The 18299-nt window shown below is 53.0% G+C and carries 16 protein-coding genes and 2 riboswitches; of the genes, 4 read left to right on the forward strand and 12 right to left on the reverse strand.

The features are described from left to right. Nucleotides 1–49: 49 nt before the first annotated feature. A complete protein-coding gene (locus LOS79_RS12240; RefSeq protein WP_315419938.1) occupies nt 50–1354 on the forward strand; it encodes a hemolysin family protein in 1305 nt (434 codons plus the stop codon). Between the two features lie 69 nt (nt 1355–1423). On the opposite strand, the gene LOS79_RS12245 is transcribed toward LOS79_RS12240, so the two are convergent. The 12 genes from LOS79_RS12245 to LOS79_RS12300 form a co-directional block, all read right to left on the reverse strand. Further along, a complete protein-coding gene (locus LOS79_RS12245) occupies nt 1424–1660 on the reverse strand; it encodes a transposase (protein ID WP_397386793.1) in 237 nt (78 codons plus the stop codon). 527 nt (nt 1661–2187) lie between these two features. Next, a complete protein-coding gene (locus LOS79_RS12250) occupies nt 2188–3108 on the reverse strand; it encodes a metal ABC transporter solute-binding protein, Zn/Mn family (protein WP_315419941.1) in 921 nt (306 codons plus the stop codon). Next, entirely contained in the window at nt 3105–3947 is an 843-nt protein-coding gene (locus tag LOS79_RS12255; protein WP_315419944.1) for a metal ABC transporter permease, read from the reverse strand. The genes LOS79_RS12250 and LOS79_RS12255 overlap by 4 nt, the downstream gene beginning before the upstream one ends. Continuing rightward, the gene (locus tag LOS79_RS12260; protein ID WP_315422168.1) at nt 3940–4683 is read right to left on the reverse strand and encodes a metal ABC transporter ATP-binding protein; all 744 of its coding nucleotides are present in this window, start codon (nt 4681–4683) and stop codon (nt 3940–3942) included. Before LOS79_RS12260 ends, LOS79_RS12255 begins: the two co-directional genes overlap by 8 nt. 229 nt (nt 4684–4912) lie before the next feature. Next, a complete protein-coding gene (rhaM, locus tag LOS79_RS12265) occupies nt 4913–5227 on the reverse strand; it encodes an L-rhamnose mutarotase (protein WP_315419947.1) in 315 nt (104 codons plus the stop codon). A 208-nt stretch (nt 5228–5435) separates the two neighbouring features. Next, nucleotides 5436–6812 carry an alkaline phosphatase family protein gene (locus LOS79_RS12270; RefSeq protein WP_315419949.1) on the reverse strand — a complete coding sequence of 459 codons (1377 nt, stop codon included), beginning with the start codon at nt 6810–6812 and terminating at the stop codon, nt 5436–5438. Between the two features lies 1 nt (nt 6813). Continuing rightward, nucleotides 6814–8040 (reverse strand): MFS transporter, encoded by a 1227-nt coding sequence (locus tag LOS79_RS12275; RefSeq protein ID WP_315419952.1) that lies wholly within the window; start codon nt 8038–8040, stop codon nt 6814–6816. A gap of 243 nt (nt 8041–8283) precedes the next feature. Next, nucleotides 8284–8679, reverse strand: a complete 396-nt coding sequence (locus LOS79_RS12280; protein ID WP_315419955.1) for an allophanate hydrolase-related protein — start codon at nt 8677–8679, stop codon at nt 8284–8286. Continuing rightward, nucleotides 8679–10043, reverse strand: coding sequence for an allophanate hydrolase (locus LOS79_RS12285; RefSeq protein WP_315419957.1), 1365 nt, complete (start codon nt 10041–10043; stop codon nt 8679–8681). The genes LOS79_RS12280 and LOS79_RS12285 overlap by 1 nt, the downstream gene beginning before the upstream one ends. A 19-nt stretch (nt 10044–10062) precedes the next feature. Continuing rightward, nucleotides 10063–13671, reverse strand: a complete 3609-nt coding sequence (uca, locus tag LOS79_RS12290; protein ID WP_315419959.1) for an urea carboxylase — start codon at nt 13669–13671, stop codon at nt 10063–10065. 29 nt (nt 13672–13700) lie between these two features. Further along, on the reverse strand, nt 13701–14357 hold the full coding sequence (locus tag LOS79_RS12295) for an urea amidolyase associated protein UAAP2 (RefSeq protein WP_315419961.1): 657 nt from the start codon (nt 14355–14357) through the stop codon (nt 13701–13703). Between the two features lie 33 nt (nt 14358–14390). Then, complete coding sequence (locus tag LOS79_RS12300) at nt 14391–15113, reverse strand: urea amidolyase associated protein UAAP1 (protein ID WP_397386754.1); 723 nt, start codon at nt 15111–15113, stop codon at nt 14391–14393. Nucleotides 15114–15189: 76 nt separating this feature from the next. Next, nucleotides 15190–15296: riboswitch (guanidine-I (ykkC/yxkD leader) on the reverse strand. A 193-nt stretch (nt 15297–15489) separates the two neighbouring features. Continuing rightward, a riboswitch (guanidine-I (ykkC/yxkD leader) is annotated at nt 15490–15596 on the forward strand. 127 nt (nt 15597–15723) lie between these two features. On the opposite strand from LOS79_RS12300, the gene LOS79_RS12305 reads away from it, so the two are divergent. From LOS79_RS12305 to LOS79_RS12315, 3 genes are all read left to right on the forward strand, one after another. Continuing rightward, nucleotides 15724–16770 (forward strand): ABC transporter substrate-binding protein, encoded by a 1047-nt coding sequence (locus LOS79_RS12305; RefSeq protein WP_315419966.1) that lies wholly within the window; start codon nt 15724–15726, stop codon nt 16768–16770. A 39-nt stretch (nt 16771–16809) separates the two neighbouring features. Then, the gene (locus LOS79_RS12310; protein ID WP_315419969.1) at nt 16810–17427 is read left to right on the forward strand and encodes a cysteine hydrolase family protein; all 618 of its coding nucleotides are present in this window, start codon (nt 16810–16812) and stop codon (nt 17425–17427) included. 67 nt (nt 17428–17494) lie between these two features. Next, a complete protein-coding gene (locus LOS79_RS12315) occupies nt 17495–18298 on the forward strand; it encodes an ABC transporter permease (RefSeq protein ID WP_315419971.1) in 804 nt (267 codons plus the stop codon). Nucleotide 18299: the final 1 nt, after the last annotated feature.

Here is an 18299-nt window from a genome sequence, read left to right on the forward strand (position 1 = left end):
AATTTAGTTCTTAAACATTTTAGACACCGAAAGGGATGGTAAAAATTAAATGGGTATAGGACTTAGTTTGACGCTCGTGGCTATTTTGATTATTTTAACTGCTTTTTTCGTAGCAACCGAATTTGCTGTAGTGAAGCTGAGAGGCAGCCAGGTCAGCCAGATGGTCCTTGAGGGCAAGAAGAATGCACTCGCGGTGCAACGTGTAACTGCCAATCTCGACGGGTATTTATCGGCGTGTCAGCTCGGAATTACGATTACGGCTCTCGGGATCGGAGCACTGGCCGAGCCTGCCTTCGAGCAGCTGCTGATTCCGCTGTTTGATCTGGCGGATATCAGTCATAGTGTCAGTGAACCGATAGCATTTGCAATAGCCTTCATAATTGCTACATTCCTTCACGTCGTAGTCGGGGAACTGGCTCCGAAGACAGCAGCAATCAACATTCCGGAAAAAGTCAGTCAAATTACATCGCCATTGATCATTTGGTTCTACAGAATTCTCTACCCTTTAATTTGGATCATGAACGGCTCAGCCAACATGATTATCCGCTTGTTCGGAATGAAGCCGGCCAGCGAACACGGCGACGCCCCCTCTGAGGATGAAATCCGCCTGATTCTATCTGAGAGTTACGAGAGCGGCAAGATCAACAAGGCGGAATACGGCTATGTTAACCGGATTTTTGCTTTTGATGAGATGCTGGCTAAGGAAATCATGGTTCCCCGTACCGATATGGTCTGCCTGTATGCCAACCAATCGCTGCAGGACAACCTGGCGGTCATCCGCAGGGAGCAATACACCCGCTTCCCTGTTGCAGACGGCAACAAGGATAATATCATCGGCATGATCAATACCAAACAGCTCTTTCTGGAATACGATAATAATCCAGAAATGAATTTCAGCAGCCTGATTCAGCCGTTTCTCACCGTATCTGAAGTTACACCGGTCAAGAGCCTCCTGACACGCATGCAGCGGGAGCATGTGCATATTGCCCTGCTGCTGGATGAGTATGGCGGGACTTCCGGACTTGTAACGATTGAAGATATTCTTGAAGAGATTGTCGGGGAGATCCGTGACGAATTCGATGGTGACGAAGTGAAGCACGCAGAGAAAATCAGTGATGTCCACTATATCTTTAACGGCGATACGCCCTTGTCCGAGGTTCAGCAGTTCACCGGTATCCCCTTCGCAGCTGAAGAGGTGAAGACAATCGGCGGATGGCTGTACAGCCGGATGACCGATCCGGTTACGGGCCAAAGCTTCGTGAGGGATGAAATCACCTTCACCGTCCGTGAAATGCATAAGCAGCGTATCCGCAAGGTCGAAATTGTGTTCGGCCAGGCAGACACGGCTGAGTAACCGGTAATGGTAAGAGGGTGTCCCAAAGTAAACTAGCGAAGACAGGCCTCTATCTTCAAAAGTTAAAACTCAAAAAGCAGCGATTCTCCCGTTATTGGAGAATCGCTGCTCTACGTTTTTGACCGACCGACCGATCTCGAGCGTCACCTTTTTGATACCGCGAAGCAGAAAACGCCGGAAGCCCCGGTTGTTCTTCAGTTGTCCAAATACGTTTTCCGGCTCCGTCATTCGGCGAACGGCTAAGAGGTTTCCTTCCTCGCAAGTAAAGTTGGTCCATGGGATATTGAATACACAAAAGAAACCTATCCATTGAAAGGGTTATGTGGTAACTCCATTTCCCGCTTAAACAGCGGAGCGGACGGACTGATTGTGGAAAAGCGGCAGCGGTCGCCTTGGTCTCCGGATTTTCACCGCTAAGGGGAATGAAAAAAATCTGAAGAGCACAGCGATTGGAACAACGGTCCGTTCGCGGAGCGTCCTCACCACGGGCTAACGTATCTCTAACTCAAAAACGAGGGGTGTCTCAAGCAGCCATTTCATGGCTTTTGAGACACCCCCTTTGCGTATTATTGGGCTTCCTTATGGACATCACAGCCCTTATTCGCTCGAAATAGGCCTTTTGAGCGGTTTTACGGACATCACAGCCCTTATCCGCCACTTTTCATGGGCTAGCTCCACTTTTCCGGTGAAATAACGGCGATGGTGTCCTTAAGGTCCGGCACTATGCTGCCTTTCCGCAGGCTTAACGTCTCTCCTGTCCGTAACGCTTAGCCAGTCACCTGAACAAGCGTTGCGTGACCGGCTACTTTCTGGCTTCTTTGGATTTCGGCATTTTAATTCTTGGACAAGCCCTCAATCACCTTATCGATGTTCCACTTCACCATCTTGATGTAGGTGTCACCGTCCTCACCTTTTTTAGCTAGGGAATCTGTAAAAATCTTTGAATGTATAGGAACTCCCGTCTCTGCTGAGACTGTCTCCATTGTCTTGGGATTTACGCTGCTCTCGAGGAATAGAGCCGGGATCTGATTCTCTTCGATGATGCCGATGATCCGGTTCATTTGTTCAGGGGTTCCCTGGCTGTCCGTGTTGATCTCCCAGATGAATGCCGACTCGAAGCCGTATGCTTTGGAGAAATACTTGAAGGCCCCCTCACTTGTAACGAGAATCCGTTTGTCCTGCGGGATTTGCTCCACCGCCTGCTTGGCGTACTGGTCCAGCTCAGTAAGCTGCTTCACGTACTCTGTCTGGTTGTTCAAGTAATAGTCCTTGTTCTCCGGGTCCTGCTCAATCACCCGCGCCGTGATGATATCCACATACTTGACCGCATTCCGGATATCCAGCCAGGCATGCGGATCCACCTGCGTCTCCTTGCCCTTCTCGGTTAAATACATCGGGGTTACCTCATCAGAGACGGCAAAGGCGGCATCTGTCTTCTTCGTCACCTCAAGCAGATCCTGGAACCAGCCCTTCCCTGTTTCCAGATTCAGGCCGTTATAGAAGATCAGATCAGCCCTAGAGACCTTGCCTGTATCTGCCGGCAGCGGATCATACATATGCGGATCTGTCCCGATGGGCACCATGCTGTATACCTCCGCTTTGTCTCCGGTAATATTCTCGGTCATATCGGCGATAATCGAATACGTGGCGACAATCTGCAGCTTATCGCTGTCCGCTCCTCTATTACTAGTGTCTGAGCATGCGGCAAGCAGCAGCACAAATGCGCTTAATGACAGGATCTTGAATAATTTCATCCTTGCTTCAGTCCTTTCCTCAGGAAATTGTTTTTGGGTGAGAGAATAAATGAAATGCCGAACATGCTGACGCCGACCAATACAATCGTGGCACTTGTCGGCAGATTGAAGCTGAAGCTCACATAGACGCCGAGAATGCCGGATACGGCGCCTACCGCAGAGGCCAGTATAATCATGTGCAGCAATGTATGAGTCCACAGGTAAGAGGTCGCTGCCGGGATGACCAGCATGGCGATTACAAGCACAATACCCACCTGCGAAAGGGAAGAGACTGTAACCACCGAGAGCAGCATCATCAGCAGATAGTGATAGAATCCGGTCTTTAACCCGTAAGCCTTGGCTACCACCGGATCGAACGAGCTGATCAGCAATTCCTTATACAGCAGGATAATAAGTCCGATTACTACAAGCATGATGATGAAGGATTGCAGCAGCTCTGACTGCGGGACAGCCAGGATATTGCCGAACAGGATATGTGTGAGATCGAGCCCGCTCCGGGCAAAGGTAATCAGGACAATCCCGAGCGCAAAAAACGAACTAAGTATGATGCCGATTGAGGTGTCGCTCTTGATATTGCTGCGGCTGGTAATGAACTGGATGAGGATAGCTGCCAGCAGACCGAACAAGGAGGCTCCGAGCAGAATATTGATCCCCAGAATATAGGATAAAGCTACACCGGGCAGAACCGCATGAGACAAGGCATCGCCCATAAGCGACATTTTGCGGAGAACGATAAAGCTTCCCAGTGCCCCCGATACGATTCCGAGAATTACCGCAGATAAACCGGCGTTAAGCGCGTATACCGGAATATCCAGCAGATTCGATAAATAATCAAGCATGCGCCTCTCCCCCTGCCCCTCTGATGATCACATTCCCCAGCGACGTGCCGTATGCCAGCCGGATATTCTCCGTAGTAAACGTATCCTGCACATCACCGAAGGCAATCAGCCTCTTATTCAGCATAATAATCTGGTCGAAATACGCCTCCACCTCATGCAGATCATGGTGTACCACCAGAATCGTCTTGCCTTCCTCCCGCAGCTGCTTGAACAGATCCACAATAATCCGCTCGCTGACCATATCAATCCCGACAAAAGGCTCATCGAGGAAAAGAATATCCGCCTGCTGGGCGAGCGCCCTGGCGATAAAGACCCGCTGCAGCTGTCCTCCGGACAGATTACTAATCTGCTTATCCGCCAGGTCCAGAATATCCACCATGGTCATGCACCGCTGAGCCAGCTCCCGCTCTCGCTTGCCGGGGCGCTGAAACAGTCTCAGGCTCGGATAAGTTCCGGTCAGCACCGTATCCTTCACAGTAATGGGGAATGTAAGGTCAATATCATTCTTTTGCGGGACATAGGCGATCTTCCGTTTATACTGCGAGATGTCTTTCCCGTCGATCTTCACTGTGCCGCTCCGCTTCTTGATGACTTCCAGTAATGCCTTGATGAAGGTGGACTTGCCCGCTCCATTCGGTCCGATGATTCCTACAGCATGCCCGAACGGGATATCCAGCGTGACATCCTCCAGTGCTTGATTTCCGAAATAATCAACATTCAGTGCCCGGATCTCGATCATAATGCAACTCCCCGTTTCCTTAATAGGATTCCGCTGTATTTGTTTCCTTAAGGAAACATTTATTCTTATATACAATATATTTGTCCTTAGGAAAAATGTCAATAATATTTCAAATTGAAATTAATCCGTTGCAAAAATAAAAAAGCTCCACCAAACTGCCGCAAAAAGCGGACAACCTGGTGAAGCTCGGATGATTTTTTTATAAAATCGCTAATCTTGCCGACTGTTATTTTAAGTAGAATACGTCTTTCAGGCTCTTCGATACCGGGCTGTGATCCGGATGGGTCTCCATCAGCGGCTCCATATACACCCACCATTTCCGGCAAATCTCTGTCTCCGACATGTGCTCCCATCTCGCCTCGTCTTCAATCTCCACATAAGCAAACAGATTGCCTGTTTCTTCATCCAGAAAAATAGAATAGTTGTGGGCGCCATGGTTCTTCAGCTCTTCAGCCATTTCCGACCACAGCTCATCATGACGGCGTTTGTATTCCTCGTAACATTCCGGGTAAACCTGCATAAGGCTCGCTTTTCTAATCAATGGTCAGCACTCCAGACATTGTAGGTTTATAGAAAACTCAAATGAACTATAGTGAACATTATAGTAGAAAAACGAACTTTATTAAAGATAAATAAACTCAAGTGGAAACGGCTACGCCGTCCTTAAGGACAAGGCGTTTTAGCGGGAAATAGAAGGATAAGTTACCCGTGTAAAACATTTAAATTCTTATATTTTCAAATAAACATCACTATTGATGAGCTGTATTCATCCCTTCAGCAGCATAGCTGACCCGGTGCACTCCCTCTGTAAAAATCTCCTCCAGCGCTCTGCCGTCCCCCTGGCTGAACTCCACACCCAGAATCCTGCCCATCGTCGGGGCAATATCAACCATCTCCAGCTCGCCGAAGGTATAACCCTCCTTAATCCCTGCACCGGAAACGACAATATTGCAGCGGTAGCCGCTCTTCTCGGGGGAATAGCCGTGGGTGGCATAACGGATGCCGTGGGCTTCCAGGTCAACAACCAGCGGGTCCTTCAGGCTCTCGTCAAAGCAATATCCGCGCCGCGCTTCAAGCATAACGTTCGTGCAGGTACTGGCATGCATCCGGTCCAACTTATCCCGGGTATATACACTTTCAATGCCTGGGGCGTAGCCCTGCATATACTCCGCAACCGCCGCCAGGGCGAGCTGCTCCGCTTCCTCATCGCCCGGCCGGATATGCAGGTAAGCAGACCCGCCGCCGCACTGGAAGAATGCCCGCCAGTTCAGTACCCCGTTCTCTTCATAGATCAGCCCTTTAGCCTGCAAAAGATTATTCAGATGCAGCTTATACCGGACATTGAATTGCCCGTGGTCACCCTGCACCATAATTACCGTATCCTCTGAGATTCCGGCATCCTCCACCGCCTGCATAATCCGTCCCAGCCTGAGGTCCATGCGGCGGATCACCTGCTTCACTTCCTCGCTGTCTGTTCCGTACATATGCTTCGCATCATCCAGATCAATCAGATGCATCATGAGCAGATTAGGCTTCTTGCGCTTAATCGTATCGGTTGCACACTCGGTTGTGAAATCATCCAGATGCGGCTGGCTGATGCCCTGCCGGATCCGCCCGTATCTCAGCTCCATTCCAATGCAGTACAGCGGACTGCCGCTGCGCAGCACCTTCAGCGCCTGATTCTCGCCCTTTAGCGCCCGGACCTCGGGAATATTATATTTCAGCGAGGATTTGCCGGAGACCGGCCAGAGAATCCCGGCGGTAGTCATTCCCTGCTGCAGCACGGCATCGTAAATGGTCGGGACCTTAATGGCATCCTGGAACCAGAACCAGGCCTGATCCTCCTCTTTGACGAAGGGCTGCAGCGGATTGTTATGATGTATGCCGTGCTTGTCCGGGTACACGCCGGTGGCAATCGTTGTATGTACCACGTAGGTAAGTGTTGGATACACACTCTTTAAGCGGTTGCTGCTGGCTCCCTGCTTAATCAGTTTAGCCAGATTAGGCTGTCGTCTGGCCATCTCCCAGTTATCCTCTGAGAAGGCGTCGTAGGAGATAACAATCAGATGTTTGGCTTTTGCTCTGGCTCGTGATGCATGCGGCACTTGCGGCGTAGTCAATTCCATATCAGTTCCCCTTAGGCAGAGTGATGAAGACGAAGAAGCCAATCAGAAACAGCGGGATGATCGCCAGGATACTATAGCTGGCATTGCCGGTCATTGTCGTGGTCAGCGACATTAATGCAGGACCGAGAATCGCCGCAAATTTACCGAAAATATTATAGAATCCGAAGAATTCATTCGAATTCTCCTTCGGAATGATTTTGGCGAAATACGACCGGCTAAGTGCCTGGATACCGCCTTGGGCCGAACCGATCAGCGCTCCCAGTATAAATATATGCCACACAGAGGTAATAAAGTAAGCGGCAATACAAGAGATGATATAGGTGAAGATTCCGGTAATAATCATTGTCCGGGCGGAGTAGGTCTTGGCCAGATTACCGTAGAGGATTGCGCATGGGAAAGCAATGATCTGGATAATGAGCAGAATCCCCAGCAGTGTAAAGGTATCGAGTGAGTCTGCTCCCAGCACTGCTGTAGCGTAAGGCACGACCATCTTGATAATCGTATCTACTCCGTCAATATAGAAGAAGTAGGCAAGCAGGAACAGGAACACCACCTTGTGCTGGCGGATATTAGAGAAGGTAACGGCAAGCCGTTTGAAGCTGTTTGCGATGGGTCTCGGTTCTGGCTCAATATAGAATCTCTGCTTCACATCCTTGATCATCGGTACGGTCAGCAGTCCCCACCACAGGGCCGTGATGATGAACCCGATCTGATAGCCGATAGCCTTATCCATTCCCATAACGAAAATGAGCAGCAGGCTGATTCCGAACGGAATGACGCTGAAGATATAGCCGAACGCAAAACCTCTGGTGGACACTTTGTCCATCCGGTCATCATCCGTTATATCCACCAGGAAGGAATCATAGAAGATGTTGGACCCGGCAAAGCCGATCGCGGATAAAATATAAAAGGCTATCAGCAGCTGCCATTGCCCGCTGTCCGGTGAAACAAAGGCCAGAGACAGTGTAGCCAGCACGCCGACCGCCGCGAAAAAAATAAAAAAGCGTTTCTTCCGGTCCTTATAATCCGCAATGGTCCCCAGGATCGGACTCAGGACGGCAACCAGAATGCTGGCAATTGAATTGAAGTATCCCAAATCCATACTGTTGTCCACATTCGTGAACATGCCGAACACAATGGGCAGCAATGCCGTGGTTACTGCCATTGAATAGGCTGAATTGCCGCAGTCATACAAAATCCATGATCTCTCTTCTTTGCTCAGCTTCATCTATTCTTCTCCTCTTGTAACCGATTGTTTCAGTTATATCATATAAACATATCAGGCATGTTAAATCGGTGTAAAAATACAGAATAAGTCAGAGCTTCTCCCGCTAATAGCGCTCACAATACCCTTCTGTGCAGTATTTCAAATTTCAAAAAGCCCCTAGCGCGATCATGTGATCAGCTAAGGGCTTACTCTCAGAATTCCTTCTATACATATGGAAGCAGCTTCCCTGTATATCTATAATCTTTATCTGGCCAGGAAGCTGCGCCAGCCTCCATAGGCTGTAATATCTTCGGCACCGCCGGCGGCATATCCTTCGCAGATAAAGCCGCTGACCTCCTCGCCGCCCGAAAGCTCCACCTTGCCGATCCCGAGCGGTGCCGGAATCAAGGCGGTAAACCCGCCAAACGAAGCCTCCGGCATCTCCCACAGCTCCAGCCTGATAGCGGCACCGCCCTCGGATTGCCTGATCATGCCCGGTTTAGCCGGAACTGCAGGAAGCTTATAGAGCTTATATTTGGCTGCAGATTCCGCTTCCCGGATAAAGCGGGCGCCGCAGTCGTTCATCTGCTGCTCCAGCGGCAGCCCCCGCATATGAAGTCCGCAGACGGCAACTGTTATTGTTTTCTGCTGCTGCTCCATCAGCCTCTTCCTCCTTCATTTCCCGAATACAGCTTGGCAAACGCCCGCAGCTGTCCTTCTTTCTCCGCCGGTGTGAACACACTGATGCCGAATGGCAGCAGTTCTGCGGCTTCACCCGCAGGGAGCGCCACGGCGCACAGGTCCAGCAGATTGCAGTGATTCGTGTACAGCCCCATCTGGCTGTTCGTCGCTACCGGATCTTCCCTGACCTGATCCCGGGTCCAGGTTCCGCCCGCTGTCGGCAGCACAAGCACGGCGTCCTTCAGCAGCTTCCGGGCTTCAAGCTTAAACCGCTGCAGCTTGTGCATCGCCTGGAATACAGAGGCAGCATCATACTCCGCCGCCGCACCGGAGCGAAGGACCGTCTCTGTCACCGGGAAGGCTATTCCCGGATGTTCTTCAATGAAGCTCCCGAGGTCTGCCCAGCGCTCGGCTACCCAAGGCCCGCCGTAGAGAATTGCAGCAGCTTCCGAGAATAGCTGTGTATCCACCGGCACCAGAGGAATCCCCATTCCGGCAAGAGCCTCTAATGAGGATGCCCAGGCCGCTCTATAGCTGTCCGCGAACGGGCCGTAGAAGACCGGAGCCTCCGCAGGAACAGCTATATACTGCGGCTGTTTCTCTTCCGGCAGCGGCAAGCGGCGCGACCAGGGATCCCCGCTGTGATAGCCTGCAGCCTGCTTGTCGACCTGAAGGACATCCTCAAGTGTATGAGCCATCACGGTCACGCAGTCGAGACTGGCGCAGGCCGGCACAACACCGAGGGTTGGCCATGAGCCCAGACTCGGCTTCCAGCCGACCAGTCCGTGCAGCGCCGCCGGGATACGGCCTGAACCGGCAGTGTCGGTGCCAAGCGCGAAGGCCGCCTGCCCCCGGGCAACCGCCACCGAGGAGCCTGAGCTGGACCCGCCGCTGATCAGGCCGGGACGAAGCGCATTATGCGCTTCGCCGTAAGGGCTGCGGGTGCCCACCAGCCCTGTGGCGAACTGGTCCAGATTACTTTTGCCGACCGGGACCGCTCCCGCTGCGACCAGCCGTTCGACTACCCCCGCATGCTCCGCTGGTGTATAGGCATACTCAGCACAGCCGGCTGTAGTCGGAATCCCTGCCAGATCAATGTTATCCTTAATAGCAAACGGGATGCCCCACAGCGGATAATCCAGCGGATTAAGCGCAGCCAGGCGGTCAAGATATGGCTGAATAAACTCCAGGTCCGGGGCTGTAATCCAGATGTTCATCTCCTTGTCCCTGTCCGCGCGGATGATAATCTCCCGGATAATTTCATGCGGTGTGGTCTCTCCGCTTAAGTACTCCGTCCGTAATCCGGCTACCGTTAATTGATACGGTATTTCATGCTTAGCCATAGCTTGAACCTCTCCTCTCTTAAATGACGATACTTACCAGCAGCTGTCCTGCCTGTACCGTTTCTCCCTGCTGCACATATACGGAGGCAACCGTACCTGTGGCGGTCGCCTTCTGATTGAATTCCATCTTCATACTCTCCTGAATGACCAGAGTATCCCCTTCTTCAATCCGCTGGCCGGGATGCACCATGATTTTCCATACACTGCCCGGCATGTCGCTTCTTACAGCCACAGAGCCCGGAGGAATCTCCTGTTCAGCTTCCGGCAACGCATGCTCCTGCTCCGACATATATTCCGCCAGTCCAAGCCTCTTCCAGTTCTCACGTTCCTCCCTGAAAGCATTCTGCTGCCTGGTGCGGAATTCAGCCGCGCTTTCTTCAATCGAGTCTAAGAATTCCAGATATTCGCCCAGATCAAAGGTTGTATCCTCAATCCTGGCTTCGAAACGTCCCAGGAGAAAATCCTCACGGAGCGTTAACAGCTCCTCTGCGCTGACCGGGTAGAAGCGGATCTGGTCGAAGAAGCGCAGGAGCCAGGGCTTGCCGGGCCGGAAACTCTTCGTAGAGCGCAGCCGGTTCCACATTTGCACGGTACGGCCGACAAACTGATAGCCGCCCGGTCCCTCCATGCCGTACACACACATATAGGCTCCGCCAATGCCGACTGCATTCTCCGGGGTCCAGGTGCGGGCAGGGTTGTATTTGGTCGTAACCAGACGGTGGCGCGGGTCGGTAGGTGTGGCTACGGGGGCACCGAGATAGACGTCACCTAATCCCAGTACCAGATAATTGGCTTCGAAAATAATTCTTTTGACCTCTTCGATACTGTCCAGGCCGTTGATCCGGCGGATAAAATCAATATTACTGGGACACCAGGGGGCATCCGGCCGCACGGTCTTCTGATACCGGTCAATGGCTATGCGGGTAGCCGGATCATCCCAGGACAGCGGCAAATGTACAATCCGGGACGGGACCCGGATCGATTCCAGCGGCGGCAGGGTACGGTCAATTTCCGCTATGATGCCTGCCGCTTCTCTGACTGTCATGCGCGAGGCATCCAGGTGAACCTGCAGGGATCGGATTCCCGGAGTCAGATCCATAAACGGAACTCCGCCATGCTCCTGAATGGCCTGCATCAGCGCATGCACCTGGAAGCGGAGGGCCAGATCAAGCTCCATCTCCCCGTATTCCACCAGCAGGTTGGAATCCCCGCTGGCACGGATTGTGACTGCAAACTGGCGGTTCTCCTCTGCATGGTGCAAAACCGGATAATTTTGTCCGACAGCTGTGACATGAAGCGGCATCTCCGGTAACAACAGCTCTTCCTGCTGTCCGCCGAGCCCTTGCAGGAACCGCTCCTGCTCTTCCCTTAACGCTTCCGCTTCTTCCAGCGTAAGCAGCCGGAACGTGACCTTGTCACCCGGCCGCAGCTGCCCGAGCTTCCAGAATTCCGCTGAAGCCGTCGTTACCGGGCATACGAATCCGCCCAGCGAAGGCCCGTCCGGGCCAAGCAGAATGGGCATATCCCCCGTAAGATCAAGCGCGCCCACCGCATAGGCATTATCGTGGACATTCGAGGGATGCAGGCCGGCATCTCCGCCATCCTCGCGGGCCCACAGCGGTGCCGGGCCAATCAGGCGTACTCCGGTACGGGAGCTGTTGAAATGCACTTCCCATTCCGTGCCTGTCAGCTGCTCCATATATGCGGGCTTCAGGAATTCTTCGGTACTGAGGGGGCCGGGTACGGCACCTATGGTCCAGTGCCGGGTAAGCACCGGACGGTTCTGCGGCTGCAGCTCCGCCTCAGCGGGCGGCGCCGCTGCAGGACAGACCCCAAGCACATCGCCTGTCCGCAGCGCCCTCCCGCCATGCCCGCCGAAGCCGCCCAGTGTAAATGTAGCCGCACTGTCCAGTACACGGGGCATATCCAGACCGCCGCCCAGCAGCAGGTAAGAACGGATGCCCCCGTCCGCTTCACCGAAGGTCAGCGTCTGTCCCTGCCGGGCCAGGACGGGCCGGAACATCGGCACCGGAGCGCCGTCCAGCACAGGCTTCATATCCGCTCCGGTAAGGCAGAACCACATCTCCCCCCGGAAGCGGTAGCTGCCGCCGCGCAGCGTCAGCTCAAGCCCCGGGGCGTCCTCCCGATTGCCCAGCAGCTTGTTGCCGATGCGGAAGGAGAACGGGTCCATCGGGCCGCAGGGAGGAACCCCAACATCCCAGTAGCCTGTCCGGCCGGGATAATCCTGGACTGTGGACTGCACACCGCCGTCCAGCACCTCCAGCGCATGCTCAGCAGGTGCAAAGCCGTCCAGCAGCCGGGTGTACACCCGGCCCGCAAGGAATTCCTGCTCCCGAAGCAGTCCGCTGATATAAGCCAGATTCGTTGTTACCCCGTAGAAACGGCTTGCATTCAGCGCCTGCGCCAGCCGCTGAACGGCCTCTTCCCGGTTCCGGCCGTGTACGATGATTTTGGCCAGCATCGGATCATAGAGTGTGGTAACCTCCACCCCGTCCGTGACCCAGGTCTCGTTGCGGGAATCCGGTGAGAAGACGACCTGATCCAGCCTTCCGGCACTGGGACGGAAATCACGCAGGCAATCCTCTGCATAGATACGGGCCTGGATACTGTGCCCTTGCGCTTCCGGCACAAGCGCCTGCAGCCCGTGAAGCTCATCCGCCGCTTCCCGGACCATCCATTCCACAAGATCAATACCCAGCACTTCCTCAGTGACACCATGCTCCACCTGCAGCCGCGTGTTCACTTCAAGGAAATAGAAAGCTTCCGCTGCAGGATCATACAGGAATTCAACGGTTCCGGCACTGCGGTAGCCAGCAGCTTCCGCCAGCTTACGGGCGGCATCCAGCAGCTCGGCCCGCACCTGCGGCGGCAGGAGCGGAGCAGGTGTCTCTTCAACCACCTTCTGGTTGCGCCGCTGGATAGAGCAATCCCGTTCACCAAGCACGGCAACCTCCCCGAAGCGGTTCCCGAAGATCTGCACCTCGATATGGCGGGCTTTGGCGATGTACTTCTCCACAAAGACACCGCCGTTATTGAAGTTGGACGCTGCCAGATGGGTAACCGAAGCGTAAGCCTCCTGAAGCTCGGAAGCTTCATAGCAGATCCGCATCCCGATCCCGCCGCCGCCGGCTGTGCTTTTAAGCATTACGGGATATCCGATTTCCCCTGCCGCCCCCAGTGCATCTGCAAGCGAGCTTACCAGAGGGGTTCCTGGAAGCAGCGGAACCCCTGCCGCTTCTGCGAGCTCCCGGGCAGAGTGCTTCAGCCCGAACATTTCCATCTGCTCCGGCGAAGGACCGATGAAGACAATTCCCTGCTCCCTGCACGCCCGGGCGAATCCGGCATTCTCGCTTAAGAATCCGTAGCCGGGATGAATCGCCTGGGCCCCTGCCTCCCTGGCAACCTGAAGTATCCGTTCTGCATGGAGATAACTGGACTGCGGGGCTCCCTCTCCGATAAGCACGGCTTCGTCTGCGCCGCCGACATGAAGGCTGGCCTGATCCGCCTTGGTATAGACAGCCACAGACGCCACCCCCATTGCCCGCAGTGTACGTTCAATCCGGACGGCAATTGCCCCTCTGTTGGCTATTAGAACTTTAGTAAACATAGCTGTCCTCCTCCCCTGATGTCACATTCTCATTTATCCCAGATCAGCACTTGCACCGGTGTCGGATTATAGGCATTACAAGGATTGTTCAGCTGCGGGCAGTTGCTGATCAGCACCATGGTCCGGCGCTCCGCCTGCAGTTCCACATAGGCCCCGGGCGAGGATACGCCTTCTTCAAAGGTCAGCCCCCCCGACGGAGTGACAGGCACATTCATGAAGAAATTGATATTGGGCGCCAAATCGCGTTTTCCGTACTTGCTCCCTTCCGGATGCCGTGACAGCTCCAGCATGAAGGTGTCGCGGCAATTATGCATATGTCCCTTTTCATGGGCATACCGCACGGTATTGCTCTGTGACGAGCAGGCTCCGCCGAGCGTGTCATGGCGGCCGCAGGTATCGGCAACAATTACCGCGAGCGGCTGGCCGGATTCAGTCCTCAGCACTGAACCTGTGGTCAGATAAATGTTCTTCTGGGCAGTAATGGACTGCACTGCGCTGTAATGATCCTCAGGGTGCTCTGCGTCATACAGCAGAGTATCCGCTGCCTGGTTTCCATCCAAATCTACAATCCGCAGCACCTGGCCCGGAAGCAGCTCCTGCATCCAGCCTTCACCTGCTGGTATGATGTTGTCGTAGATCGCCTCATCTGCCTTCCGGCGGCTCTCCACCCGGCGAAATGAACTCATGTTTGTATCCTCCCTGTTTTTCTATTTCCAGGCTCAGTTCTGAAGCGCATAATATTTCCATGTATTTTCAAAAGCACGGAGATTCTCCGGATGGCTGTTTACACATTCATCATCTGCTTCCAGCGGTTCAGCGTTTAGAATTTCGATTTGGACCGGAACCGCAGGATAAGGAAGGCTCGGGTCCAGCGGACTCGGCGTGTTGGATGCCAGAAGCAGGATGTCCATTTCTGTACGCAGCGTAATGCTGGCATTAGCCGGGCAATGCCCTTCGGCAAAATGCATCCCGCCCTCTTCATCACAGCGGATTTTGGAGAACAGGTTCAGCGAAGGGGACAGATCTCTGGCTGCCAGTCCGCTGCGGACCAGCTCAATAGAGAAATTGTCCTGGGCATTACGGTACCGGTTATTCCGCACCTCCTGATAACGGCTGAGGCCATACTTCTCTTCTGTGCCGGAACGCAGACTGTAGCCGCCGATCGGATCATGCCAGCCCAGACTGTCCCGGACAATGCTCACCATGGCGCGGCCGTTGTCGCTCATCAGGATATGCCCCCGGGTCAAATGCGCCGTGTGCTGCGCCTTCAAGGTGTCCGGCATGTTGTAACGCTCCGTCAAATCCTGCACGTTATATAGAAGCAGCGAAACACCCGCCCCCTTCTCCAGGGCCGTAAAGCGGATCAGCCTGCCCCTTCCGATCCGGCCTGACCATTTGCCTCCCGGAGTCATCGTTTCACTCCAGTATTGCTGTGAACTCATCCCGCTCATCTCCTCTATGTCTGTTTTTTTGGGAAAAATAAAAGGGAGACATCACAAGACTTCGCGTCTTGATGATATCTCCCAGGTTTTTATCCTTCCGTGTCCGCCTGCCGCTGCGGCAAGCTGTCTACTCTCGGACCAGTCCCGGCAAGTGCTGCCGGCGGAACCCTAGTAAACTATAAATATTCAATTAGGATTACGCTATCTATTACGTCAGTTAATATAACATCAGTTTCTTTGATATGTCAAACAAATAATCCATTATGACATTTTTCAACATTTTTCATCACATTACACTGCTTTTTTTCACTTTTTTCAAAGAATTACTTGTCAGAATAAAAAAATGTATGTTAGTATACGTAACATAATTAAATACAAAACAGTTTACTAGGGTTCCGCTTCTGTGAAGGCCAGGTCCGAGAGTAAACCATGCGGTGCATATTTATGCATCACGTGACACGGAGGGATAAAAACCCGGGAGATTATTACCAAATAATCTTCCGGGTTTTTCTTTTTACCCATCAGGCAGAAAACAATACTACAAGGAGGCGCCCCGATTGGAATTTAACGGATAGGACAGTAAATAATACATTAAACGGAGGGTTACCAAATGAAAAACAACCAAAAGGGATTTCTAACACTCGCTATGTCCACTCTGCTGTTCATCGCCGGCTGTGGAGCCGGCAATACTAATACATCCAATACTGATGCCGCCGCCGCAACAGCAGCGCCGACTGCTGAAGCTGCAAGCCAGGCTGCTCCTGCCGCAGATGATGTCAATATCCGCTTTGGCTACAGCCCTTGGCTTGGATCTGCCGGTGCAATTGTAGCCAACGAGAAAAATATTTTCGCCGCTAAAGGTGCGAATGTAGAATTTGTGCAAATGGAAGGCAATACGAGGGATGCCTTCATGTCAGGCAAGCTTGATGCTGTGGTCCAGTCTCTGGACGCAGTCGTTCAGATGAAAGCTAATGAAGATGCTAAAGACCCGGTTCAGGTCATTGCCGTCATTGACAGATCCAAAGGAGCGGACGGAATCATCGCCAGGAAAGATATTGCCGCACTGCAGGACCTGAAAGGCAAAGACATTGCCGTATCCATCGGCTCTGTAGCCCACTTCCTGCTGCTGCACGCCCTGCAGACGGTGGATCTGCGGGAATCCGATATGAACATTGTGAATATGAACAATAACCTGGCGGGTTCCACCTTCATGGCCGGTCAGGTAGATGCCGCTGTGACCTGGGAACCGTATCTGTCCGAAGCGGCTGCGAAAGACGGTCATCTGCTCTACTCCACGGCGGATGCGCCAAATCTGATCGTCGATGCGCTGGTCGTCAGGAAGAGTATGATCGATGAGCATCCGGAAGCGCTCAAGGCAATGGTCGCTGCTTTTGACGAAGGACTTGAACTGTTCAACACAACAGATGAAGGCAAGCAGCTTGTAGCAGATGCACTGGATATGGATCTGGCCGCAGTGAACAGCACCATTGCCACACTGGATCTGACGACCTCAGAGGCCTCCAAAACAATGCTCGTTGATAACAAAGCTGAGTGGGAAAGTACGATGGGCGGCTTCTCCGCATTCTTTATAGACCAGAAAATCATTACCGCTCCGGTTGACACCGCCGGCATTATTAATGGTTTCCTGTACGAATAACGCATAACCTGCCAAATCATTATCAAGGAGGAACTTATCATGGAAAAAGAATCACGTAAAATTGTCGGCAATCCCGCCCTGCTGCTGGTTGATCCGCAAAAGGGAATACACAAAGCACCCGGAGGTTATGCCGAAGGTGAAGTAGATGCCTCTATCCATGCACTGAAGCTTGTGCTTACAGCTGCCCGGGAAGCCGGGATGCCGGTGATCTTCTTTCAGGAGATCCACCGCAAGGAGATGGTCGATTACGGAAGGGAGCTGGACGGAACCGAGAATATCCACTGCCTGGAAGGCTCGGAGTACATTGATATTCTCGAAAGCCTGCAGCCGATTGACGGAGAGTTCACGAATATGAAACGCCGCTACAGCTGCTTCTTCGGAACCGATCTGGACATCCTGCTGCGCGGGCTGAACGTACAGACGCTGATTATGGGCGGATACTATACTGATGTCTGCGTGCACTATACCGCCGTAGATGCGCATCAGAACGATTATTACATCCGCGTCCTGCATGACGGCTGTCTGGGCTCCAGCCAGGCCGCGCATCAGGCTTCCCTGAATGCCATGACGTATCTGCAGCACGCGTCCAAGACAGATTCCGCTGAAATGGTTCCATTAATAGAAGCTTGGGGTAAGGCCCGCAGAGCATCCGTATAATACGGATGCTTCATCCGCACAGAAGATTTATCAGGAGGGGCCGTTCAATGGAGGGGAGAGCAATCAGATGAAGAAAAAGAAAACCCAGCTGTTTAAGATCCGCGGTGAAATCAGCCGCAAAGTATACATGATTACTGTAGTTGCCACTTTTGCCGGGATCCTTGCGGTCTGGAGCCTGCTCAGCTACGGTAATCTGGTTAGTCCTACCTTTTTGCCGTCACCGGGAAAAGTAGGGCAATCCTTCATTACAAACATCCAGGACGGAGATTTCTGGGGTTATGTAGGCATCAGTGCCTACCGCGTATTGATGGGCTATCTGCTCACCTGTCTGCTGGCAATTCCGCTGGGAATTCTTGCCGGGACATTCAAAATTTTCGAAGCCATTATAGTGCCTGTAACTGAATTTATCCGCTACATGCCTGCCACTGCCTTCATCCCGCTCATCATCGTCTGGATCGGGCTTGGTGAATCTGCCAAAATCGCTGTGATCTTTGTAGGCTGCTTCTTCCAGATGGTGCTCATGGTTGCCGATAATGCCAAGTCCGTATCCGGCGAGCTGCTGCAGGCCTCTTATACGCTTGGGGCCAGTAAACTCCAGGTGCTCCGCAAGGTTCTGCTCCCGGCCCTGCTGCCGGATCTGATGAACTCGCTGCGCCTGATCATGGGCTGGGCCTGGTCTTATCTGGTAGCTGCAGAGCTGTTCGCCGCAAGCTCCGGTCTCGGATTCATGATTATGCGGGCGCAGCGGTATATGCAGACCGAAACCATTTTCCTGGGAATTCTGATTATCGGTCTGCTGGGTCTGATTATTGACCGGCTGTTCGCATTGCTGAACAAGAAACTGTTCCCATGGGCTGAAGGAGGACGATAAC

Origin of the sequence: Paenibacillus sp. MMS20-IR301 (genome assembly GCF_032302195.1) — a bacterium.
In the GTDB taxonomy this organism is placed as follows: domain Bacteria; phylum Bacillota; class Bacilli; order Paenibacillales; family Paenibacillaceae; genus Paenibacillus_AQ.